The organism is Nocardia sp. TBRC8007, from assembly GCF_056629435.1.
Genome location: NZ_JBWSOR010000015.1, coordinates 59,783 through 81,797 on the forward strand (window position 1 = coordinate 59,783; position 22,015 = coordinate 81,797).

The 22,015-nt window shown below is 64.6% G+C and carries 22 protein-coding genes; 9 read left to right on the plus strand and 13 right to left on the minus strand.

Annotated elements, in window-relative coordinates:
- Positions 1-62: 62 nt before the first annotated feature.
- From ACX4ZE_RS14040 to ACX4ZE_RS14055, 4 genes are all read right to left on the minus strand, one after another.
- On the minus strand, positions 63-794 hold the full coding sequence (locus ACX4ZE_RS14040; protein WP_480273842.1) for an anti-sigma factor family protein: 732 nt from the start codon (positions 792-794) through the stop codon (positions 63-65).
- Positions 791-1,327 carry a sigma-70 family RNA polymerase sigma factor gene (locus ACX4ZE_RS14045; RefSeq protein WP_480273843.1) on the minus strand — a complete coding sequence of 179 codons (537 nt, stop codon included), beginning with the start codon at positions 1,325-1,327 and terminating at the stop codon, positions 791-793. The genes ACX4ZE_RS14040 and ACX4ZE_RS14045 overlap by 4 nt, the downstream gene beginning before the upstream one ends.
- 126 nt (positions 1,328-1,453) lie before the next feature.
- Positions 1,454-2,098, minus strand: coding sequence for a YqgE/AlgH family protein (locus tag ACX4ZE_RS14050; RefSeq protein WP_480273844.1), 645 nt, complete (start codon positions 2,096-2,098; stop codon positions 1,454-1,456).
- 373 nt (positions 2,099-2,471) lie between these two features.
- Entirely contained in the window at positions 2,472-2,783 is a 312-nt protein-coding gene (locus ACX4ZE_RS14055; RefSeq protein ID WP_480273845.1) for a GNAT family N-acetyltransferase, read from the minus strand.
- Between the two features lie 83 nt (positions 2,784-2,866).
- On the opposite strand from ACX4ZE_RS14055, the gene ACX4ZE_RS14060 reads away from it, so the two are divergent.
- The 3 genes from ACX4ZE_RS14060 to ACX4ZE_RS14070 are packed head-to-tail and all read left to right on the plus strand — an operon-like array spanning position 2,867 to position 4,487.
- Positions 2,867-3,034, plus strand: coding sequence for a hypothetical protein (locus ACX4ZE_RS14060; RefSeq protein ID WP_480273846.1), 168 nt, complete (start codon positions 2,867-2,869; stop codon positions 3,032-3,034).
- Between the two features lie 7 nt (positions 3,035-3,041).
- The gene (locus ACX4ZE_RS14065) at positions 3,042-3,305 is read left to right on the plus strand and encodes an alpha/beta hydrolase (RefSeq protein ID WP_480273847.1); all 264 of its coding nucleotides are present in this window, start codon (positions 3,042-3,044) and stop codon (positions 3,303-3,305) included.
- Between the two features lie 57 nt (positions 3,306-3,362).
- Positions 3,363-4,487: a glycerate kinase gene (locus ACX4ZE_RS14070; protein ID WP_480273848.1), complete on the plus strand. Its 1,125-nt coding sequence runs from the start codon at positions 3,363-3,365 to the stop codon at positions 4,485-4,487.
- Positions 4,488-4,924: 437 nt separating this feature from the next.
- On the opposite strand, the gene aroQ is transcribed toward ACX4ZE_RS14070, so the two are convergent.
- Both aroQ and ACX4ZE_RS14080 read right to left on the minus strand, forming a co-directional pair.
- A complete protein-coding gene (aroQ, locus tag ACX4ZE_RS14075) occupies positions 4,925-5,395 on the minus strand; it encodes a type II 3-dehydroquinate dehydratase (RefSeq protein ID WP_480273849.1) in 471 nt (156 codons plus the stop codon).
- 23 nt (positions 5,396-5,418) lie between these two features.
- Entirely contained in the window at positions 5,419-6,015 is a 597-nt protein-coding gene (locus ACX4ZE_RS14080; protein ID WP_480273850.1) for a hypothetical protein, read from the minus strand.
- A 419-nt stretch (positions 6,016-6,434) separates the two neighbouring features.
- Between ACX4ZE_RS14080 and ACX4ZE_RS14085 the strand changes: the two genes are divergently transcribed.
- A complete protein-coding gene (locus ACX4ZE_RS14085; protein ID WP_480273851.1) occupies positions 6,435-8,069 on the plus strand; it encodes an NTF2-like N-terminal transpeptidase domain-containing protein in 1,635 nt (544 codons plus the stop codon).
- On the opposite strand, the gene ACX4ZE_RS14090 is transcribed toward ACX4ZE_RS14085, so the two are convergent.
- From ACX4ZE_RS14090 to ACX4ZE_RS14100, 3 genes are all read right to left on the minus strand, one after another.
- The gene (locus tag ACX4ZE_RS14090) at positions 8,070-8,444 is read right to left on the minus strand and encodes a DUF3054 domain-containing protein (protein WP_480273852.1); all 375 of its coding nucleotides are present in this window, start codon (positions 8,442-8,444) and stop codon (positions 8,070-8,072) included.
- A gap of 105 nt (positions 8,445-8,549) precedes the next feature.
- Positions 8,550-9,626: a lysylphosphatidylglycerol synthase transmembrane domain-containing protein gene (locus ACX4ZE_RS14095; RefSeq protein WP_480273853.1), complete on the minus strand. Its 1,077-nt coding sequence runs from the start codon at positions 9,624-9,626 to the stop codon at positions 8,550-8,552.
- A 4-nt stretch (positions 9,627-9,630) separates the two neighbouring features.
- Entirely contained in the window at positions 9,631-11,139 is a 1,509-nt protein-coding gene (locus tag ACX4ZE_RS14100; protein ID WP_480273873.1) for an adenylate/guanylate cyclase domain-containing protein, read from the minus strand.
- A 153-nt stretch (positions 11,140-11,292) separates the two neighbouring features.
- On the opposite strand from ACX4ZE_RS14100, the gene ACX4ZE_RS14105 reads away from it, so the two are divergent.
- From ACX4ZE_RS14105 to ACX4ZE_RS14120, 4 genes are all read left to right on the plus strand, one after another.
- Complete coding sequence (locus tag ACX4ZE_RS14105) at positions 11,293-12,588, plus strand: AI-2E family transporter (protein WP_480273854.1); 1,296 nt, start codon at positions 11,293-11,295, stop codon at positions 12,586-12,588.
- On the plus strand, positions 12,566-13,741 hold the full coding sequence (gene macS / locus ACX4ZE_RS14110) for a MacS family sensor histidine kinase (protein WP_480273855.1): 1,176 nt from the start codon (positions 12,566-12,568) through the stop codon (positions 13,739-13,741). Before ACX4ZE_RS14105 ends, macS begins: the two co-directional genes overlap by 23 nt.
- 16 nt (positions 13,742-13,757) lie before the next feature.
- Entirely contained in the window at positions 13,758-14,423 is a 666-nt protein-coding gene (locus ACX4ZE_RS14115) for a response regulator (RefSeq protein ID WP_480273856.1), read from the plus strand.
- Between the two features lie 84 nt (positions 14,424-14,507).
- A complete protein-coding gene (locus ACX4ZE_RS14120; RefSeq protein WP_480273857.1) occupies positions 14,508-15,197 on the plus strand; it encodes a DUF1707 SHOCT-like domain-containing protein in 690 nt (229 codons plus the stop codon).
- Between the two features lie 119 nt (positions 15,198-15,316).
- Here ACX4ZE_RS14120 and ACX4ZE_RS14125 read toward each other — a convergent pair whose 3' ends face one another.
- Genes ACX4ZE_RS14125 through ACX4ZE_RS14140 form a run of 4 tightly spaced genes read right to left on the minus strand, consistent with a single transcriptional unit; the run spans position 15,317 to position 21,085 of the window.
- On the minus strand, positions 15,317-18,145 hold the full coding sequence (locus ACX4ZE_RS14125) for an MMPL family transporter (RefSeq protein ID WP_480273858.1): 2,829 nt from the start codon (positions 18,143-18,145) through the stop codon (positions 15,317-15,319).
- Positions 18,145-18,873: an NYN domain-containing protein gene (locus ACX4ZE_RS14130; protein WP_480273859.1), complete on the minus strand. Its 729-nt coding sequence runs from the start codon at positions 18,871-18,873 to the stop codon at positions 18,145-18,147. The genes ACX4ZE_RS14125 and ACX4ZE_RS14130 overlap by 1 nt, the downstream gene beginning before the upstream one ends.
- Complete coding sequence (gene trmB, locus ACX4ZE_RS14135) at positions 18,870-19,682, minus strand: tRNA (guanosine(46)-N7)-methyltransferase TrmB (RefSeq protein WP_480273874.1); 813 nt, start codon at positions 19,680-19,682, stop codon at positions 18,870-18,872. The genes ACX4ZE_RS14130 and trmB overlap by 4 nt, the downstream gene beginning before the upstream one ends.
- 59 nt (positions 19,683-19,741) lie before the next feature.
- On the minus strand, positions 19,742-21,085 hold the full coding sequence (locus tag ACX4ZE_RS14140; RefSeq protein WP_480273860.1) for a lipase family protein: 1,344 nt from the start codon (positions 21,083-21,085) through the stop codon (positions 19,742-19,744).
- 150 nt (positions 21,086-21,235) lie between these two features.
- Between ACX4ZE_RS14140 and ACX4ZE_RS14145 the strand changes: the two genes are divergently transcribed.
- On the plus strand, positions 21,236-22,015 hold the full coding sequence (locus ACX4ZE_RS14145; RefSeq protein ID WP_480273861.1) for an SDR family oxidoreductase: 780 nt from the start codon (positions 21,236-21,238) through the stop codon (positions 22,013-22,015).

Below are 22,015 nucleotides of genomic sequence, written 5' to 3' on the forward strand. Positions count from 1 at the left end.
ATCGGGGTACCGCGGCGCGATCCCGTGCGGGTAGATCGCCCCCTGGGGGATCGTTCGATCGATCAGACCGTGCCGCGCAGCAGCACCTTGCCGGTGCTCGCGGCGCGGATCTCGACCGAGCGGACTTGATCGGGTGTGCCGTCGATGGTCCGGTCGATGGTCAGTTCGGTACCTGGGCCCGCAGGCCACCGGTCGAGTTCCTGTTGCTGTCCGTCGGTGCGGATGACATAGAGAGCGAGACCCCATGGGCGGCGTCGCTCGCCCGGCGCGTAGCTGCAGGACATCACCAACCGTGTCCGATCGCCCGCGGGAACAAGCTTGAAGCTCGCCGTGACCGGCGTCGGCTCCAGTGCCGTCATCCGGCGTTCGGTGAAGACCTGTGCGGAGGTGCCCGCCGGTTCGTTCGGTCCGGTCATCGTCATGGTGACCGGCACCGCGATGACCACCGCTGCGGCAGCCGCCGCCACTGCCGCGCCGAACGACGACCATTTCGAGCGGCGGCGTCGGCGTTCGGCGGCGTCGGCGAGCCGTGGCAGTATCCGCGTCGGCGCATCGATCGCCGCGCCCTCGGTCGAAGTTGCGGCCGAGGCGGCGGGAGGTTCGATCATCGCCAGCGCGGTCTGGGTTCGCACCGTGGCGAGCATGCCGGGCAGGCCGGCGAGTTCGGCCACCGCGGCCCGGCAATCGGCGCAGCCGGTCAGATGGCCTTCATACTCCAGGCGCTCTTCGCGGGTGAGGGAGCCGAGCACGTACGACGCATCCCACGTGATGTAGTCATCGATGATATCCGTCATTTATTCGTCACCCCCATCTCCTGTAACGCCAGCCGCAACGCGCGCATACCGTAGTGCATCCGGGATTTCACCGTTCCTGCCGGAACGCCGAGTTCTTCGGCGATCTGCTGGGTGGACAGGCCACGGTAGTACGCGCGCACGATCACCTCGCGGTGATCGACGCTGAGTCTTTCGAGCGCGTCCGCGACGAGCCAGCCGTCCAGCGCGCGGTCGGACTGATCAGGAAGAGGCTGTTCGGGCGGGTTGTCGGTGCGGAATTCGCGGCGGCTGCGGGCGCTGCGGTGCTCATCGGTGGCGAGATTACGTGCCACGGTGAACAGCCAGGCGCGGGCCGAGGTGGTGGACTGATCCAAGACGCTCGGGCGTTGCCATGCCCGTAGCAGTGTCTCCTGCACGATATCTTCGGCCCGTCCCGGATCTCGGACCAAGCCGAGCGTGTAGCGCCACAGTGGAGTGGCATGTTCGCGATAGAGAACCTGCATCAATTCAGACGGATTGTCGAGCTCGCCGTCCTTGTCGTGTGCGCTGCGCACGGATAGGTACCTCTCCGCCAGTGTCTGGCGGGCCGGTGTTCGGACGCGCCTGGGCACTCACCCATTTCCTGGCCGATTCACATGTGCCGTCTCATACCGTACTCGAGGTTCGTGCGGCGCACATCTTCAGTTGCGTTCGAGTTCGATCGGGTGCGTGGCGAGCAGTGCCAGCGGTAGCGGCTGGCGGCGCAGCACGTGCGCCCACAGGTCGGCGCGGCCGGTACTGATCGGATCGGACGGTAACGCCGAAAGCACCATCCAGTCGTTGTTCTCCAATTCGCCTTCCAGCTGACCGAAGGTCCAGCCTGCATAGCCCGCGAAGATCCGGATCCCCTCGACGATCGGGCCGACTTGTTCGGGATCGGCATCGAGATCGACCAGGACGACGCGCCCATCGACGCGCCGCACGCCGGGCACTCTGTCGAGCCGTGTGCCGACTTTGGCAGTGCCGAGGCACAGCGCCGCGTCTCTCTTCACTGGGCCGCCGATGAATAGTGTGCGTGGCGCCATGGCCACGTCCGCCCAGCGCGGCAGTACCTCGTGTACAGCCGCTTCGCTCGGGCGGTTGAGCACGACACCGAGACTGCCCGCCTCGTTGTGCTCGATGATGTAGACGACGGTGCGCCGGAAGGTCGGTTCGGCCAATTCGGTGGCCGATACCAGCAGCATCCCGGCACGTACCGCCTGTTCTCCGTATCGGAACTCGTGCCCCTTGCGGTCGCCGTGCCCACCGCGAGTTCTCCGATCATCCGGGTCTTCTGCGCGTGCCACTCCGCCATCATCGCAGTTGTTCGCACATAATGCGCCCCCTGCGGCCGACTTCTGCGTTCCGGATCTGCTGGATAGGGAAGAAGAGCGGGGGACGGACACCGCTACCGGTCGGGCATCAGATGGGTCGAAGGCGCCCGCGAGTCACTCCGAACGGTGATCGGACAAGGCAGACCACTGCTGATCGTGATCGACCATGATGGGCGGTATCCCGGTATCCCAAGGTAAGGGCCATGGTGTTCGAGCGGTGCGTGCGGCCGGACAACGCATGATGGGGCATATGTGCCGAGCGGATGGCCCGCGCTGGCGACATCGCGCCGTACTGAGCGCTCCCGTCTGCGGCGCTATCCCGGCACCGTGCGCGGGGCCTACCCGCTCACTGCGGCAGGTTCAGCCGGTCTCGCGCCCAGTGCGGCACCATCGCGAGGTATTCGGGGCGGGTCTCGATGAAGTGGTTGACCGTCCGGCACAGGGGTAATGCGCCGAGCTTGTCCTCGCGGGTGCGATTCAGCGCGGCCTCGACCAACAGCCGTGCGTAGCCCTGGCCTTCGTATCGTGGCGAGATTTCGGTGCGCACGAAGGCGCGTTCGGACATCGTGTCCTGGTACTCGGCGTAGCCTGCGATCACACCGTCGACGTGGATCTCGAAGCGTTCCAATGCGGCGTTGTTACTGACCTCGGTCGACATGGTTCGACGCTACTCGGTGCGCTGATACCCGAATACCGCAGCGTCCGGGACACCGGACCGACCGAGGGAGATCTCTTCCCGGCTTGTCCGTTTCGGTGGGCCTACGCGGAATGCTCTTGATCGAGGCTTCTCGTCGCGCGGGCGACCGGCCGGAGTCGCTTGCCGCCGCAGTCGGTACCACCGCTTCCGGCGGCGGTGCCATGGACGCCCGTGCCGACCTGATCCGCTCCGGAATATCCTGCGGTTCCTGAAAAACCGGTGACACAGCCGGTGCCGGTCACCGGAACCAGGCTGTGCATGCCGCCGCTGGTACAGCACAGCCGCGATGACGGGCTGACCACAGGCGAAAGCGACCCGGCCTCGGCAGATGCGCTCGGCGGGGCGCTGATCACGATCGAAGGCAGCGACCACGGTACCCTCGGCCGCGGCAATCCCGCAGTGGGCGAGGCCGTGCTCACCTACCTGCGCACCAGAACGGTCGGCATTACCCAGGCCGAAGAGGTCCCGCTGTCGAGGAGCTGAGTTCTGCGCCGTAGGCGTCGTGGTGCGGACCATTCGCCCGCGTCGGACAATGAGGGGATGACGTGCGTGTCAGCGGCCCAGGTGCTGCTCGCTCCCGACAAGTTCAAGGGATCGCTCACCGCGGCGCAGGTGGCGTCGGCGCTCGCCGCGGGTTTCGCGCACAGTGCTCCGAAGGTGGTGGTGCGGCAAGTGCCGGTCGCCGATGGTGGTGACGGCACGGTCGAAGCGTTCATCGCCGCAGGCTGGACGCGGATAGTACTGACAGCCCCCGGCCCGACCGGCTCGCCGCACCTGACGTCCTACGCCAGGCGAGGAAGGACTGCGATCGTCGAACTCGCCACTGTGTCCGGTTTGGCGGCGCTGCCGGAAGGGCAGCTGGAACCTTTGCGCGCGAGCACTTTCGGGCTCGGTGTCGTCTTGGCGCATGCGATGGATCACGGCGTCACCGACATCATGCTCGGCTTGGGTGGTAGCGCGTCCACCGACGGCGGCGCGGGCATGCTGCGCGCCCTCGGCGCCCGCGTACTGGATGCTGATGGCGCGGAACTACCATTCGGTGGTGCGGCTTTGGCGCATGCCGCGCGGTTGGATGGCTCCGGTCTGCATCCCGGTATCGCCACTACGACATTCACACTGGCTTGCGATGTGGACAATCCGCTACTCGGCCCGACTGGCGCCGTCGCGGTATACGCGCCGCAAAAAGGCGCGGGCTCAGCGGAACTGGATATTCTCGAATTCGCGCTCACCACCTGGGCGGGCGTCGTGGGCGGTGAATTCGCCCGTCATCCCGGAGCGGGTGCCGCGGGTGGCACCGGTTTCGCCGCTCTCGCGGTATTGGGCGCGCGGATGCGCAGTGGCATCGAGGTGGTTCTCGAACTCCTCGGATTTCCCGATTTGCTTGCCACCGCCACCCTCGTGATTACCGGAGAAGGCTCGCTCGACCAGCAGAGCCTGCACGGCAAGGCGCCCATCGGTGTATGCGCGGCCGCACGCGCGGCGCAGGTCCCGGTGATCGCTGTTGTCGGCCGTGCTCTGCTCGAACCCGGTGCGATCAAGGCCGCAGGGTTTGCAGGGTGTTACGCGCTTACCGAGCTGGAATCCGATCCCGCGCGCTCGATATCCGCTGCGGCGGAGCTACTCGAACATGTCGGCGCACGAATCGCCGTCGAGCAGTTGGGGTAGCGCTGTCTCCGCAGGAGCGACTAGGCCGGTCGCAGAAGCTGAAAATGGCTTCATGTAGATGAGGGAGAGCGATCCGCGCAGAAATCGGTAGCTCGGACGCGGCTCGAAAACCACGTGCGGGTTTGGAAAGTCCTAGGCGGAGTTGACGGTCCGTTCAGCGCAACCGCTAGGAGTATGGAGAGCGGTGCTCTTGCTATTGTCCAGTTCCACGTGGAACACCATTTCTCAATAGAGGGCAGTGTTCACCAAGGGGGTGGGGCATGTACGGTATCGCTCGCCGGACTGGACCTGATCATCGACCGGGTCTGCAATCTTGTTGTCCGAGCTGGGCATCGGTGGCGTGACCGAGGTTGCCATCGATGCGGAACCGGGCTGTCATCGCGCCGGGGTTTCCTGTGCTTCAGCTCAGCTGACCGCGCGTGGTGCCAGAACTGGGGTTACGTCGAGCAAGCCAGGAATTCGATCGCGGCGGCATAGCCCTGGATGCCCATTCCCGCGACCACGGCGGTCGCGATGGGCGAGATATAGGAGTGGTGCCGGAACTCCTCGCGGGCGTGCACATTGCTGATGTGCACCTCGACGATGGGGAGTTCCGGAATCACCAGTGCGTCCCGCAGTGCCACCGAGGTGTGGGTGAGACCACCGGGGTTGATCACGATCCCCGATTCGGCGCCGCGGGCCTGATGGATGCGGTCGATGAGCGCGCCTTCGCAGTTGGACTGGAAGGCGACGATTTTCCGGTCGAACTTCGCCGCGGCCTGTTCGCACAGCGCTATGACATCGGCCAGGGTCGCCGACCCGTATACCTCTGGTTGTCTGGTGCCGAGCATGTTCAGGTTCGGGCCATTGAGAACGAGGATCGGGTCCGGGGTTTTGTCGGTGGTCGTAGCACCAGTGGTCACAGCCATGCGGCAACCCTAGACCCGATCGGCTACAGTCCCTGCGGTCCGGCCGAGCGCAGGTCGTCGACCTGGCGCATCGCGGCGCGCAGTTCCTCCAGCCATGCCTCCGCGTGCTTGCCCGCCAGTTTCACCGTCCAGGCCAGTGCGTCGGCTCGGGACCGGGCGACGCCCGCGTCGACCAGGGTGTCGAGAACTTTGCGTTCCGGCTGGCGCAACCGGGTCATGACGGGAACGGCCAGGTGGGTGAACATGATTCGCTCTCCATCCACCGTAACCCCCCATGCGACGCTGCGTTGGTAGCGGTGCTGCGCTTCATCGGCGATCCGTATGCGGGCCGAGCGGGTGGACTCACGGAACCGGGCTGCCACGCCTTCTTTGGTCGCGTGCGGCACCTCCTCGGCTGCTGTGCCGGTCTCTCCGGCCGATGGTTTCTCCGGCTGTGGGATCGGCAGCTCACCGATGACGACAATCTCGTCCCGGTCCACCTCTAGCACAGGAGGGCCGGTGAACCAACTCTCAGGCAATCTTCCGGCGAACCAGTCGGCCGCGTCTGTGGCATCCGGCAGATCGGCTTGCTGCCAACCGCCGGGCCGCCCGCAGCCCCCGCTTCGGTGGGTACTTTTCATGATGGATCACCTACTAACTGTGCCAATTTTCTTTCATTGATTACAAGATTACTCCGAAAGTTCTGCACTGCGATCGCTGTGTTTCCGCCCAGCGCGAACAAGGATGATTTGTCGTGATCGACACGTTTTGGAGTGTTTGCGCGGTTTACGGGAGCTTATGTGGCGTTCACCTCGCGATTCCCTGAGCTGAGGGGAGGTGGGGCCGTCCGCTTCCGGGGCGGGTGAATGATCATGAAAGCCGCTCCGAAAGAGGGTTATGAGGAGCACAATTGGGATGTTGAGCATGGATAACGTCCTAGCTACGGCGGCATCGCGGTCTGGTTTTTTCGGGTACGGTGGTCTTGTTACTGAAGTGACGAGAGTGAAGAGTGGGTGTCATGGATGTGTGGGGATCCCGCCGCTTTCGTATCCGCGGTGTTATGGCACTTATCGGGGTGGCGGCACTCATGCTCACGATGGGGGCGTGCGGGGTAACCGAGAAACGCAACGAAGCCGCAGTGGTCGTAGAGCGCTTTACGGATCTGCTCGATGAGCAGGATTACGCTGAGGCCGCGGCGTTGACCTCCTATCCCACTGCAGCTTCAGCAACTTTGCAGCAAATGTTTACTGGCTTGCAGCCCGGCACGGTCGATTACCGCACCACCCAGTTCATCGGTCTGGACGCGCACTCGGCGATCTTCAGCATGGATGTCGATTGGAACTTCGGTGGTGAGCGGAACTGGAGCTACAGCTTGCAGGGCACCATACGCAAGCTGGCGATCGGCTGGCGGATCTCGTGGGACCCCGCGGTTGTCCTGCCGCAGCTGACCCAGCAAAGGACAGTCCGGCTGGTGCGCACCCTGCCGTCGCCTGCGCCACGGGTCGACGACATCGTCGGAGCGCCATTGCTGACCGAGCAGATCATCAATGTCATCAAGCTCGACCCCGCGAAGATATCCGACCCGGTCGCTTCGACCGACGCGCTGGCCGAGGCCATCGAGCCGGTCGCGCCATTGATCACCGGAGCGTCGATGCGGCAGAAGCTGGCTTCTGCGCAGGGGAAGCCGGTGGTCGCGGTGAATCTCCGGGAGGGCGATTTCGCCATCCTCGAGCCGAGGATGGCGCCGATTCCCGGCGTAGTCATGGAAAAGGAGCCGAGACTGATCTCCGCCGACCGCCGGGTGTGGTCGCCGATGTTGGACGCGCTGCGCAAGGTGCAGCGGGAAAGCCAGGAGGCGCACTCCGGATGGGGGGTGCAGCTTTTCGACCAGGATAGTCGGTTCATCACCCAGCTCGCCGGTGCCCAAGGCCCACCGGGACCGAACATCGCGGGCACCATGGACCAGCGGTTACAGCGCGCTGCCGAGGACGCGGTAGTCAGTGTGGGGACGCCGGCATCGCTGGTGGCGATTCAGCCTTCCAGCGGGGCGGTGGTCGCGGTCGCACAGAACAACCAGGCCAGCGAGCGTGGCCCGGTAGCGTTTACCGGACTCTATCCGCTAGGTGGCGCTATGGAACTGTTCCGCGTTTTTGCCGCGGCGACCGAAGAAAAGGCTCCACAGGAGGTCTCGGCACAGGAAACAGCCGAAGCGGCGGCTGCTCTCGGAGTCGGCATCGACTTCGCAGTTCCCGGCCTCGATGAGGTGACCGGCAGGCTGATCGTCGCAGGACGCAACGAGCAGGTATTGCAGGGTGCTGGTTCGGATGTGGTGCTGGCCAGCCCGTTCGGCATGGCGATCGCCACGGCCGCGATCGCGCGGGGGTCGGTAGCTCCGCCGATGATCGAGATCGCTCGGCCTGCCACGACCGACGCTCAGCTCGACCCGTTGCCACAGGCGGCTGTGGATCGGCTCCGCGGCATGCTGCGCGACGCTACGAACGCACCGGAGCTGGCGAGTGTGCGCCGCTACCGGGATGTCGCCGCGTTCGCCGCCACCGCGGGATCGGATGGGTGGCTGATCGGGGCGATGGGCGATCTGGTCTTTACGATCCACATCAAAGACGTGGACAGCCGGAACGCGACCGCGCGGATGGCGGCCAGGATGCTCCAGTTCCTGGCGACGCCGGAACCCTGATCAGCGCAGGGCATGGTATGCCGAGCGCCAGCCGAGCAGCGATAATCCGAGTACCGTGCCCGCGACCAGGATGAAACTGAACGCCGTGCCCTGACCGCTGACCACCCGCAACAGCATGCCGCCTGCGAGTGTGCTGCCCCAGACCACGACTCCGGTCGGCCACAGGGCAGTGCCGCTGAACTGCTTATTTCCTGTGGCCGCACCCCACCGTGCGCGCGCAAGGGCGAACAGCCAGCCCACGGCCAGCCCGATCGCGAACGGCCACAGGGTATGCAGCAGGCCTGCGAGCACCGCTTCGTTGTGGCTGCGCCTGCCGATCGCGCAGAAGACGACGACAAACAGCGCGTCTGTCACCAGCGGTACTAGTTTTCTCACACGGGCAACAGTAGTGGGGTCGACGAGTAGGAGGCTGTCGCCCTTATGTTCGTTGTCCTCGCGCACCACCCCGGCGGTCGGCCTGGGTACACCACGTACGGCTGTTCACAACCGTCGTTGCTCGAACTCTTTCTCCAGCGCTGCGTCCTCCACTCGTGGCGTCCGGAACAGGAACAGGAAGATGATCCATCCAGTCACGGCGACCAGGATGAAACTCACCATCCGATAGACGAACGCCGCGGCGACCGCCTGCGTGGCGGGCAGCCCCGCAGCGGCAGTCAGACCATAGATCAGCGTCGCGTCGACATAGACGATGCCGCCGGGGGCGAATGGTATGGTGCCGACCGCTTTGCCGGCGGCGAAGGCGAGCAGCAGCCCCGCGATGCGCGGATCGGCGCCGACCGCATAGCAGGCAGCGCCGAGGCAGGCCACATCGGCGCCGCGATGCATCAGCGCCCATACCGCGACCAAGACGCCGTCACGTTTGCCGAGGTCCACCGATTCCAGCTGACCGAGCACCTCCGTGATGGTGCTCATGCCGTGGTCGGCCCGGCGCTTGCGCAGCCGGTTGATCAGCGTGAGCAGCTTGCGCAGCAGCGTGTCGAGCGAACCGGGGTGGCGGGAGGCATAGTTGCCCGCCCAGACCAGAGCAACGACAGCGACCAGGATGACGCACAGCTTCAGTGGGCCTATCTGCCCTCCCGCCAGCAGTGTGCCGCCTGCACCCAGCAGGGCCAGCCCTACCGCGGCGACTACGCCGGAGAACACCAATTGCCAAGAAGCGACGATCGGACTCGCGCCCCAGCGCCTGGTCTGCCGATAGGTGAAGGCAGTGGAGAACACTTGGCCTGCGGGCAGGGTTACCGACATAGCGGTCGCGCTATAGACCACCGCGACGGATTTCCGCTGACTCACCGCGACTCCACCTGCGTGGAACAGTTGTTTCTGCACCCTGGCGAAGCCGCTCATGGACACCGCCTGTAGCCAGATCGCAGCCACCAGCCAACCCCAGTGGATTTCGGTAAGCTCCTGCCAGGATTCATGCAGCCGCGGCCAGAGATATATGCCCTCGCCGATCAGTAATGCCAGCAGAGCGGTGCCGAGCACCCAGCGCAGCCAGCGGAATCCACCGCGGCGGGAATCCGGCGCGGGTTCTTCTGCCAGTTCCCCGTCGGCAGTCACGAGGTCAGCCTAATGAAGGTGTTGTTTTGCCGGTATCGTCGGCTGGTTCTCGTGGCCAGGCCAGCACGGTTTTTCTGCGCCTGCCGCGCAGCTGTACTTCGTCGCCGGTCTCCCAATGGTCCTGCTCGTTTTGCTCGGCGAAGTACAGTGCGCTGCCCGAGGCCAAGGTCCGGCCCGGTCGCTCCTTGGCCAGCTCGGTGAGCCGAGCTGCCTCGTTGACCGGATCGCCGATCACCGTGTACTCGAAGCGGTTCGCCGCACCGATGTTCCCGGCGACGGTCAGTCCTGCCGATATGCCGATTCCGATGTCGAGACCGGGGACTTCCTGCAGGATTTCGCGCAGTTCGCGTGCTGCGGCGAGCGCTGCGGTCGGTGCGTCCGGGCGGTCCAGTGGTGCGCCGAAGATGGCCAGCGCCGCATCGCCGACGAATTTGTTCACGAATCCATGGTGGCGGTCGATCACATCGACCACGATGCGGAAGAATTCGTTGAGCAAGCTCACCACCTCGGTGGGCGGGCGTTCGGCGGCAGTCGCGGTGGAACCGACCATATCGACGAACAGCACCGCGACGAACCTGGTCTCGCCGCCGAGTTCGGTGCCGTAGTCCAGCGCCCGCTGCGCTACTTCCTCGCCGACATGCTGACCGAACAGCTCCTGCAGTCTGCGCCGCTTGGCGGCCTCCTCCATCATCCTGTTGAAGCCGACCTGCAGCAGCCCGATTTCGCTGCCGTCGAATACCTCTACCTGTGCATCCCGTGCACCGGCCTGGACCTGGTCGATTGCTTGGCTGAGCTGGCGTATCGGGTCGGAGATGCTGGAGCCGGTGAGCATGGACAAGGCGAGCGCCTGCATGATCACCACCCCACACAGCAGCAGGATGGAGATGGCCAGCGACTGCGAGGAGAACTCCACATTCGAGGAGATCTGGGTGACGCACAGCAGCACGATGGCGATAGTGGGGGCGAAGGTGCCCATCCCCCAGGTCATCGCCATTCTGGTGCCGACACCGGGAGTGAGAGTGTGGTCGAAGGTCCCCTCGGTCAAGGCTTGGGCCGCGACCGGGCGCAGGATGCGCTCGCCCAGCATGTAGGTGAAACCGAACACGATGGTCGCGGCCATACATTCGGTGACGATGACCGCACCGGCCAGTGCGGGAGTGTCTTTGATGATCAATGCGGCGAAGATGGCGCCGCCGATCAACCACAGCACCAAGTGCAGGATCGCCTGGCGTAGTGGTGCGTGCAGTGCGGCCATCTGTTCTGCGCGGCTGGGTGGTCCGCCACGCATCTGCCAGCGCATCACCGGACGCAGCATGAGCGCGGAAGCGACTATACTGAGCAGACCGCCGGTCGCGAAGACCAGTGTCGGGATCAGCAAGTCGGCACGCCTGAACTCGGAAGACTCTCCTTCCGGAACAGGGAGCCCGTACAGGATGAACGCCCACACCAGAACCGCGCCGAAAGCATTCGCCAGTAGCATTGATGTCAGATACAGCGGCCAGCGCGTTCGCATCGTCTGTTTGACCGCTTCCAAAGGCGCTGACACGGGGATCAATCTTACGGTTCGATGAGGTGTGCATGTCCGGGGTGTGGACAGCTCGTTGTGTCAGGAGGCGGCGCCGCTGATCGCGGACAGGGCCCGACTGTGCCCATTAGGCTCACAGAGGTGAGCGACCCGAAGTCAACCTCAGAGCGGAAGACCACACTGTCGCGTCCCGCTGCCGACACCGTGCATCCGATCGTGCGGGTAGGGGCGGAGTGGGGCTGGCGGCTGTTGGTGTTGTTCGCGGTGGGGGTCGTGCTCATGACCATTGTGCAGCGACTCGCCACAGTGGTCATTCCGCTCGCCATCGCACTCTTGGCCGCGGCGCTGCTCGCACCGTCGGTGGACTGGATGCAGCGGCTTGGGGTGCCACGCGCGGTGGGCGTCTTCGTCGCGCTGGTCGGGTCGATAGGTGTGGTCGCGGGCATAATGACATTCGTTGTCGAACAATTCGTCGCCGGCGTGCCAAAGTTGTCCGACAAGTTCACCAACAGCATTCATCAGATCCAGGACTGGTTGATCAATGGCCGGCTGCACCTGAGCAATGAGCAGATCCGCAATGCGGGCGATGCCGTGATCAAGGCTATCCAGTCCAATCAGGACAGCCTGACCAGCGGGGCGCTCACCACAGCTACTGTGATCGGCGAGCTGCTCACTGGTGCCTTTCTGACGCTGTTCATCCTGATCTTCTTTCTTTACGGCGGTGACCACATCTGGCGATTCGTTACCAGGATCGTGCCTTCCGAGCATCGGGAGCGAGTACGCACCGCGGGACGACTCGGGTTCGGCACACTGGTCGGATTCGTTCGCGCGACCGTGGTGGTCGCTGCGGTGGACGCCATCGGCATCGGCGCTGGGCTGGCTGTTTTCGGCGTGCCACTGGCGCTTCCGCTGGCCTCGCTGGTGTTCATCGGTGCGTTCATCCCGATCATCGGCGCGTTTCTGGCCGGATTCATCGCAGTATTCATCGCGTTGGTGACCAAGGGTCTCGTCACTGCCCTGATGGTGCTCGGTGTCATCATCCTGGTGATGCAGCTCGAGGGTCATGTGCTGCAGCCACTGCTGCTCGGGCGGGCGGTCAGTATCCATCCGCTCGCCGTGGTGCTGGCTATCACCACGGGCGTAGTGCTCGGCGGGATCGCGGGCGGTCTGCTCGCGGTGCCGTTCGTCGCGGTGATGAACACCGCGATTCGCTCGCTGCTCCAAGGCCCGGAGGAGCTGTTCGAGGACTTGCAGACCGGCGGCGACAAACACGGGTTGTACTCCGCCGCAGCGGATCGGCCGGACCCGGTCAGATTCGATCTGACGGCCGCGCTGGTCGAGGCGACCAGCAAGCAGGCCGAGCAGCCGCCTACGGCGCAGCAGTCGGAATCCGGATACGCCGGTAGGGGGCCCGATGACAGCGCGACGCAGGGCTGAGCTGCATTCGGCGGATGTGGCGACCATACCACTGTGGCGGGCAGCTCAGGCACTGCGATTGGTGACATTGCTGTACGCGGTCGGCCAGCAGTTCGCTTCGGTGCCCTATTACACCAATCAGCGATTGAGTTGGATACTCATCGCGCTGATGGTGGTGTGGTCGGTGGTGTCGGCGACGATGTTGTCGCAGTGGCGTTTTCCCAGGGTGATTCGGTGGCGCACCAGGGTGGTGCTAGGCGACCACGTGGTGGTGATCGGGTTGATGGCCGCTACTCGTTTGGTCGCTGATTACGATTGGTACCACGGCCATCAGACCATCCCGACCACGCTGTGGGCTACCAATGCCGTGATCAGCGCGGCGATCCTGCGCGGACTGCTCGGGGGCGTATTGTCCGGCACGTTGATTGCGGCGGTGGCGCTGACCGTGCGTGATCAGTGGGGCGAAGATGTGTGGACGGATGCGACGGTGCCGGTACTCGTCTCGGTGGGACTCGCGTTGGGGTTGGCCGCTAATACCGCGCGCCGTGCGCAAGCTCAGTTGGCACGCGCGGTACGTCTGACCGCGGCCGCAGAAGAGCGCGAGCGCCTTGCTCGCGAGGTACATGACGGTGTCTTGCAGGTGCTCAGTTATATCAAGCGCCGAGGAAGCGAGATCGGCGGACCCACTGAGGAATTGGCTCTGCGCGCCGGTGAGCAAGAGGTGGCGTTGCGGGTGCTGATCTCCGAGCAGGCCGATCGCGAGGAAGCCGGGGATACCGAGGTGGATCTGCGGCCATTGCTGACCGCGCAGTCCACCCCGCAGGTGTCGGTGTCTACTCCGGGTGACCCGGTGTGGATCGGGCGCTGGGTGGCGAACGAGATCGCGGCGGCCGTAGCCACTGCACTGTCCAATGTGCGGCTGCATGCCGGACCGAATGCGAAAGCCTTTGTATTGCTGGAGGATACTGGCGATGAACTAGTGATCAGCGTGCGTGACGACGGCGTCGGTATCCCGCAGGGCCGACTGGCCGAGGCGGAAGCCGAAGGCCGGATGGGGGTATCCCGGTCGATCGTCGGGCGGATCGCGGCACTCGGCGGTAGCGCGGACCTGCTCACCGAGCTCGATGGTGGAATTGGGTTCGGCACCGAATGGGAATTCCGGGTGCCGAGATGAGGGACGACGGAGGCGTATGACAGAGCAGGTGGCCGCCGCCATTTCGATCATGGTGGTGGACGACCACCCGATGTGGCGCGACGGTGTCTCCCGCGATCTCACCGAAGCAGGCTTGTCGGTGACCGCCACGGCCGACAGTGTCGGTGCGGCGACCAGACGGGCAGCGGCGGTGCGACCGGATGTGGTGCTGATGGATATGAAGTTGCCCGATGGTAATGGGGCTCGAGCCACCACCGAGTTGTTGCGGGTATCGCCACGCAGCCGGGTGCTGGTGCTCTCGGCCTCGGCCGAGCGGGACGACGTGCTGGACGCGATTATGGCGGGAGCTTCGGGTTATCTGGTCAAGAGCGCGTCGGTGGCAGAGTTGATCACTGCCGTGTACGCTATATCCGCTGGTCAAGCTGTATTTACTCCGGGTCTTGCCGGACTGGTGCTCGGTGAGTACCGGAGGATGGCGACTACCCCGGCGCAGCCCGACGAACCGCATCGGCCCGCGCTCACCGAACGTGAGACAGAGGTGTTGCGGATGGTGGCGAAAGGGTTGTCCGCCAAGCAGATCGCCGTGCGACTCGGGCTCAGTCATCGTACAGTGGAGAATCATGTGCAGGCGACGCTGCGCAAACTGCAGCTGGCGAATCGGGTCGAATTGACTCGTTACGCCATCGAGCAGGGGCTCGAGTAGCCCCCTGGGATCTGGTCGACGAAGACCGAAAATCGGGGATCGCCCTGATGTGTCCGTGGTCGCGGGCTCGGTAATCTCGATGCCATGGGCGGCCCTGAATCGGTATCCAATACCGGAGGCGGCGCGATTGATGGCCGCGAACTGCGGGTATCGGATATGGAGCGCGAACATGTCGGGCAGCTGTTACAGCGCGCGGTCGGCCTCGGCATGCTTTCACTCGGCGAGTTCACCGAGCGGATGGACACCGTGCTGGCTGCCAAGACACGCGGAGAGCTGAATGCTGTGCTCATCGATCTGCCCGGAGTGCGGTTGGTCGACCACTCGGCCGCATCGCCGCCGCGTACGGGGAACTCCGCCTCCGGCGTCGACAAAAGTTACACCGCCCCTCCGGTTTCCGGCTCGAATGCGGGCAGCGTGATCCGCAGTCGTATGTCCGGGGTGCATCGCCGTGGGCCGTGGCAGGTAGCGCCCACTCTGTATCTGAACAACTGGATGTCCGGTGTCACTCTGGACTTCACTCAGGCGATCAGATCGACTCGAGTGGTCGAGGTGCGCATAGACGATTACTGCAGCTCAGTCACCTTGATCGTGCCCGCAGAGGCGACGGTCGATCTGCACTCGCTGGAATTGGTCGGTTCCAGTGTCACGAATAAGGCCCGCACCGGAGCGTCGTTCGGGTCGCCGCATCTGGTGGTGCGTGGCCGGATCAGGTTCGGATCGGTAACCGTCAAATATCCGCTCATGACCCAGTGGCGCCAGTGGTTGGGTTGCTGAACGTGGCTGTCGTATCGCAGGCGTCGTGGACGCCTACAGCTCGTGCGGTAGCCACGGCAGCTAAGGTCGCTGGGGCATCGTCGCGCTGATGGCTCGCGGTGCGTGTGAGCGCTGGTCGCTCACTCGTGATCGCGTCTGCGCAGCAATTCGTTCACACTGACCGTGCGCCCCTCGCCACTATGGTGGCGACCCTTTTCAGGCTTGTCGATATTGCGGCGAGCGGAGCGGAGTTCGGCCATCCAGTTCTCGATGCTGCCACGGTCGGTGTCGGAATCCGACACAGTTCCGGTATCGGCAGTATGCGGTTCCTTGGCACCGGAATCGTCCGGGGCATCCGAAAGGGGATGCGGCTCGGTTGGCGTGACGGAGGGGTCAGGCAGGTTCTGTGGTTGTGGCGGCTCAGTAGGACGCGGCACCGGCATAACCGGTGCGACGATCGGGCGGGGGCGCTCAGGAACGGCGTTCGAGGGCGTGTCGGACTGCGGTTTGTCCTTATCTCGCGGCCTGCGGCGAGGCGGAGCCACACGCGGGCGGACCGGCCGCTGCTCGGGTACCGGATGCGCAGGTTTCGACGGTTGCTGCTGCCGCGCGTCCAGCGGCGCGGGTGGTGTCTGATCCATCCGCTGTGTGGGGGCTTCGGCCTCGATTTCCGCAATGGTGCGTGGTTTGCGCCTGCGCGGCACCTTGTTGGCCGGGACGGTGGCGGGAAGCTGCACGGTCACCGGATCGGTGACCGGTGTGGTCTTGACCAGATCGACAACCTCGCCGCGACTGCGCTCGTCATTGAGAATCGGCTCGCCGAGCCCGATCTTTTCCTGGAGTTTTTTCATCCAGGCCGGCGCCCACCAGCAGTCGTCGCCGAGCAGTTTCATGATGGCAGGCACGAGCAGCATACGCAGCACCGTCGCGTCGATGAACAGCGCGGCGATCATGCCGTACGCCAGATACTGCATCATCACCAGATCGGAGAAGGCGAACGCGCCGGTGACGACCAGCAGGATCAGCGCGGCGGCGGTGATGATCCTTCCGGTCTGCGCGGTGCCGATCCGGACTGCCTCGGTGGTGCTGGCTCCCATGGTGCGCGCCTCGACCATGCGCGACATCAGGAAGACTTCGTAGTCGGTCGACAGCCCGTAGATGATCGCGATGATCAGTACCAGCACCGGCGACATGATTGGCTGCGGGGTGAAATTCAGCAGGTTCGCGCCGTGGCCATCGATGAAGATCCAGGTGAGGATGCCGAGCGTGGACCCGAGGCCGAGCGCGCTCATCAAGGCCGCTTTGATCGGTAGCACCAGCGAGCCGAAGGTCAGGAACATCAGCAATGTGGTCACCAGCAGCACCAGCGCGATCATCAGCGGCATTCGGTGCAGGAGCGCGTCGATGCTGTCTTTCTGGATGGCCGGTTTGCCGCCCACCAGCATGGTGACACCGTCGGGTGTTTTCATCGAACGCAAGAAATCGATGGTGGGATCGGCGTTCTCCGAGTCGGCCAACGCCGCTTTGGTCGCGAAGACCATCTTGTTGTTCGGCGCGACGCTCGGCGGGTATTCGAATCCACCGGCAAGACCCGGTGCCTGGTTGGCGTCTTTGATAGTTTGACCGACCGCGGTGGTCAGGCTGGGGTCATCGATCGTGAAGACCAGTTCGATCGGATCGGACTTACGCAGCGGAAAGATGCGGTCGAACTCGTTCTGTGCCAGCCGGGTCGGGTTGTCCGGCGGTAGATACCGCTCGTTGATCCCGCCGAACTGCAAATTCTTGACGGGGATGATCAGCAGCAGCAGCCCGATGCAGAGTGGGATCGCGATCTTGAGCGGATGCTTCATCACCCAGCGGGTGGACCGGCCCCAGAACCCGTTCTCCACTTCCTCGGCGGTTTTGGTCTTGCGGAACCGTTTGAGGCCGAGCATGTCTATGCGTTTGCCGAGGATACTCAGCAGAGCCGGCAGTACTGTGATCGAGGTCAGCGCCGCCAGTGAGACCGTCGCGATGGCGCCATAGGCGACCGATTTCAGAAAGCCCTGCGGGAACAGCAGCATGCCGCCTAGGCTGGCGACGATCATGGTGGCGGAGAACACCACGGTGCGGCCTGCGGTCATCACCGATCTGCGCACCGCGGCAGGGGTGTCGTATCCCTCGGCGAGTTCTTCGCGGAATCGGCTGACAATGAACAACCCGTAGTCGATGGCCAAGCCGAGGCCGATCATCGAAACCACCGGTGAAACGAACGAGTTCACCTCGGCGAACTCGGTGATGAAGCGGACTATTCCCCACGCGCCGATAACGGTGAGCCCACCGACGATCAGCGGCAGCCCTGCGGCGACGATGCCGCCGAAGATGAAGAACAACAGGATGCCGACCGCCGGAATGGCGAGGATCTCCATTCGCTTCTGGTCTTCGGCCATGGTGTCGTTCAGCGTGCCCGCGACTGCCTGCAACCCGGCGACCTGCACATCGACGCCGGGAATGTAGAAAACATTCTTCACCTTGCGGTAATTACGCACCATCTCGGTGTCGTTGTCGCCTTTGATGGCGATAGCCGCGAAGGCATATTTTTTGTCGGCGGAGCCGAATACGTTGGCCTGCGCGAGTCCGGTCTCGGTCTGCCAATACGCGCCGATGACCTTGGTGATCTCGTTCGGGTACTTGCGCGGCAGGCTGTTCAGGTTATCGACGATCTTGCGACTGAATGCGGGGTCGTCGATAGTCTTGCCGTCCGGGGCGGTGTACAGCACGATGACGTCGGAGCTGTGATCTCGATCGAACGCGGCATCCTTGATCTGCGCGGCGCGCGCCGATTCCGAGGTCGGATCATCCCACCCGCTGGAGCTGAGATGGTTTTCCAACCCGAGGCCGTAGCCGCCGAGAGCCAGTAGACCGGCCACCATGACGCCGAGGGTGGCGAAGCGCAGCCGGTAGACCAGATCGCCCCAGCGGGTGAACACTAAGCGACTCCTTGCGCGGAGCGGGAGGCCAACAGTGCTGACAGCGGCCGGAACGGCTGCAACCAAGCGCCCTCGTCGGGCAGCGAGTCGAGGCTGACTCGGGGCAGCGGTTCACGAAATACGCCTGGAATATCTTCCAGATCGGTGAACTCGAGGGTGTCGGATGCGACGGCCCAGCTGGCATGCTCGCGGAAACCGAGCACTTGAACCGGTATGCCGCTGCCCGCGATCTCCTCCAGCGGTTCGCGGAATGCCTGGCCGTCCGCGGAGGCGACCATGATGCCGGCCAGGCCGGCACCGCGGCGGCGCAGCGCGATATGGGCCAGCATGTCGGCGTCGACGTCGGAGTCGTCATCCACCTTGGGTTTGGCGAAGACCGCGTAACCGACATTGCGCAGCGCTTCCACCCACGGCCGTACGACATCGGCGGTGCCGGGTGCGATATTGGTGAACACTGTGGCTTCGGGTTCGATTCGCCGCGCGCTGCTCATCGACAGTTCGGCGGTTCTGGCCAACAGCCAACGGCCCAGCGCGTCGAAGCGCGGGCGGTAGGCGGCGGTGGGTCGCCCGCCCAGAATGGCGCCGAGTCCCATGTCGAGATTGGGGGCGTCCCACACCAATAGGACTCGGCGCACGTCCGGCGTCGTGCCGTTCGGACCTTCCGGTCCAGCCCCGTGCACCTCCCCGGCGACGTCGACCACTTCATGGGCCATCTCACTGACGCTCATCGGTCGATCTTCCCCCATATGAGCTCTGCGACGGCGCTACCGGCGCGATGTGCCTTGCCTTCGAATTTCGTGACAGGCCGTTCGAAGCCGATCGGTGCGCTCGCCCGATGTTGTGCGCTGGTCCCGCCTGTGGTTTCGCTCAACCCGCTGAGCAGCGGTTCTGCCATGCCGACCTGAGCGATGTACTCGGCATAGTCCGCATGGTCGGTGGCTACGTGCAACACACCGCCTGGTGCGAGGCGATCAGCGATCAACGCGACCGTAGCGGGCTGCAGCAGCCGTCGCTTGTGGTGGCGCGCCTTCGGCCACGGGTCGGGGAAGAAGACCCGGACGCCGGTCAATGACTCCGTGGCGATCATGTTCTCCAGGACATCCACCGCGTCGCCGCGCAGCAGCCGGATGTTCTCGATCCCTTCGCGCTCGATGCGTTGTACCAACTGTGCGAGACCGGGCTGATAGACCTCGATGCCGATCAGATTCATGTGCGGCTCGGCCTGCGCCATGACAGCCGTCGCGGTGCCCGTACCACACCCGATCTCGATGACCAGCGGCGCCGCGCGGCCGAACCAGGCGTCCGCATCCAGTGGCTCGTCGGCGATTTCCCGGCCGAGCGCAGGCCACATCCGGTCCCAGGTTTGCTGCTGGGCCGTGGTCAGCGCGCCCCGGCGGGACCGGAAGCTCGTGACTCGTGGATACAGGCGGGAGCCGGTCGTGTGGTGGGACCTTCCTTCGGCCGGAGCCGAAGCTGTGGACGGCGGTCCCGGAACTGACTCGGCAGCGTGGTTCGCGGCGTCGTTCACGCAGTCCATTGTCCAGCATCTCGCGATCAGCGCGGCATGCGGTTGGGTGCGGGCCACCGAGCAGGAGGTCAGGCGGCGCGTGCGGAGGCGATTCTGGGCGCGGTCGGCTGCTGCTGGCGCAGCGGCCGACCCAACGCGACCATGGCTGCGGTCATCCCTATTTCCAGCAGGCCGCGCGCACCCGACGCGGAGGCCACGACCGACCAGACGGTCTTGTCGCCGACATTACGCATCGGCTGCCCCGCGAACCGGTCGGCGATCCATTCCAAGCTGATCGGGGTGGACAGCGGCAGCAGTGAAAAGTGCTCGCTGAGTCGGTCGCGCACATAGGTCACCACGGCACCGCCGCGACGATAGCGCGCCACCTGGCCGTCGACGCCAGGCATGTGAATGACTTGATCGTGTACTGGTTGCACCACCAGCAGCGGGCAGGCAGGTGTGGTGTTGCCCAGCCGCAGGTCGTCGAACATCGCCGCCATCTCCGGTGTGTCGAGCACCTCGGCGAGCGGGCGATGCAGGAAGTCGTCCACGTTCTTCTTGGCGAGCCCGAAGATCGCGCCGAATGGAGTCGAGTTCTCCGCGTGGACGACGAAGCGATGACCGTCGGGGGTCAGTTCATGGTCGATCAGTGAGCTCAAGGCGGGATACAGCCTACGAAGGGCGGCGATGACAATGGCGGGCAGACCCGTGTAGACAGTGCCGTTCAGCCGGTCGAACACCTGGCGGGGGTCGCCGACCGGCGCACCGAGCACCGCTCCGACGATATCGAGTTCTGGAGCGTAGCTCGGCGCCATCTCGACTGCCCACGAGCTGGCCATGCCGCCACCGGAATAGCCCCACACCCCGATCCGGGTAGCTGGGCCGAGACCGAGCGGGGCGAAGCGCAGGGCGGCGCGGATGCCGTCGAGCGCGCGGTAGCCGGGCTCGCGCGGGGCGCCGAAGTTTCCGTGCGGCCCCTCATGGTCGGCGATGCTGACCGCCCAGCCGCGGCGCAGGGCGTTCGCGACCAGGAACCACTCGAGCTGAGTGATCGAGCCGAGTGCGTGGGCGCCATAACGCAACGCATACGACGGCGAGCACTTCTCGGTGACCGCGTCCATCGCGGTCTGGAATGCCAGCAGCGGGCGATCCTCGTCCGGCTGTGCGCCGAGCGGCAGCAGAACAGTGGTGATCGCCGCTTCCGGGGTGCCGTGCAGATCGCAGCTGCGATAGAGCAACTGCCAGGCCGAGACTTGTTGTGGGATGACGCCGAACAGAGCCACGTCGATCTTCCTGCTGCGCAGGATGGTGCCCGGCGTCGTGGCCGCGAATCCTGAAGGTGGCCGGTAGAACGGGTCCAAGCTCGGGAGCAGGGGCCTGTGGCCCTCGGTGGAAGCGGGTCCATCGACAGCGCCGACGATATTCGCAGTCATCACAACCTCCTCATCATCGAGGTCGGTTGCCGGGTGCGCGAGCCGAGCTGTGCACCGGTTGTGGCGCCGACCACGTCAGCAGACTAAGTGAGCGACCCGGTATCTGGGAACCCCGGAGTACACAACGCCTGCGGCACTAGACTTTCCGGCATGAGCAGACCGGCGGTGTTCATCACTGGCGCGGCAACCGGTATCGGGCGGGCTACCGCCTTGCTTTTCGCTGCCCAGGGATACCATATCGGGGCCTTCGATATCGACGAGGTGGGCCTGAGCAGGCTGGCTATCGACATCAAAGACAGTGGGGGCAGTGTACACACCGGCGTGTTGGATGTGACGAACGGCATACATTGGGCACAGCGACTCGAGGAATTCTACGCCGAGACCGAGCGTCTGGACGTTTTGGTCAATAACGCAGGTGTACTACGCGCCGGACCCTTCGAATCCATCGAGTTGTCCGCGCACCGATCGATCGTCGAGGTCAACCTGTTCGGTGTGCTCGCGGGAGCCCACTGCGCGTTCCGCTATCTGCGCGAGACTCCGGGCGCGCGGGTGGTCAACCTCTGCTCGGGGTCGGCGCTCTACGGCCAGGCAGAACTCGCGAGTTACGCCGCGACCAAAGCGGCGGTCAAAAGTCTCACCGAGGCGCTGGATATCGAATGGGAGCGCTATGACATCCGAGTGATCGCCATATGGCCGATGTTCGTGGCTACCGAGATGCTGAGCGGCGTGCGAACCGGTACGACGAAGATGTTCGGAGTGCGGCTGTCCGCTGACGATGTCGCCGCAAGAATCTGGGCAGCCGCCGAACACCGTGGATCGCGGAAGGTGCACTACCGGATCGATATGCAGACGAAGGTGCTCGCGGTGGGCAGTAAATATCTGCCGGGTCGGATAGTGCGGACCATGAACAAGTGGTTCAGCGGCTACTGA

Bases quoted from the DNA above. Each gene is read 5' to 3' on its own strand.
- ACX4ZE_RS14040 (WP_480273842.1), bottom strand. From the start codon at position 794: ATGACGGATATCATCGATGACTACATCACGTGGGATGCGTCGTACGTG.
- ACX4ZE_RS14055 (WP_480273845.1), bottom strand. From the start codon at position 2,783: ATGTCGACCGAGGTCAGTAACAACGCCGCATTGGAACGCTTCGAGATC.
- ACX4ZE_RS14070 (WP_480273848.1), top strand. From the start codon at position 3,363: ATGACGTGCGTGTCAGCGGCCCAGGTGCTGCTCGCTCCCGACAAGTTC.
- aroQ (WP_480273849.1), bottom strand. From the start codon at position 5,395: ATGGCTGTGACCACTGGTGCTACGACCACCGACAAAACCCCGGACCCG.
- ACX4ZE_RS14080 (WP_480273850.1), bottom strand. From the start codon at position 6,015: ATGAAAAGTACCCACCGAAGCGGGGGCTGCGGGCGGCCCGGCGGTTGG.
- ACX4ZE_RS14085 (WP_480273851.1), top strand. From the start codon at position 6,435: ATGGCACTTATCGGGGTGGCGGCACTCATGCTCACGATGGGGGCGTGC.
- ACX4ZE_RS14100 (WP_480273873.1), bottom strand. From the start codon at position 11,139: ATGCGAACGCGCTGGCCGCTGTATCTGACATCAATGCTACTGGCGAAT.
- macS (WP_480273855.1), top strand. From the start codon at position 12,566: ATGACAGCGCGACGCAGGGCTGAGCTGCATTCGGCGGATGTGGCGACC.
- ACX4ZE_RS14115 (WP_480273856.1), top strand. From the start codon at position 13,758: ATGACAGAGCAGGTGGCCGCCGCCATTTCGATCATGGTGGTGGACGAC.
- ACX4ZE_RS14120 (WP_480273857.1), top strand. From the start codon at position 14,508: ATGGGCGGCCCTGAATCGGTATCCAATACCGGAGGCGGCGCGATTGAT.
- ACX4ZE_RS14130 (WP_480273859.1), bottom strand. From the start codon at position 18,873: ATGAGCGTCAGTGAGATGGCCCATGAAGTGGTCGACGTCGCCGGGGAG.
- trmB (WP_480273874.1), bottom strand. From the start codon at position 19,682: ATGGACTGCGTGAACGACGCCGCGAACCACGCTGCCGAGTCAGTTCCG.
- ACX4ZE_RS14140 (WP_480273860.1), bottom strand. From the start codon at position 21,085: ATGACTGCGAATATCGTCGGCGCTGTCGATGGACCCGCTTCCACCGAG.
- ACX4ZE_RS14145 (WP_480273861.1), top strand. From the start codon at position 21,236: ATGAGCAGACCGGCGGTGTTCATCACTGGCGCGGCAACCGGTATCGGG.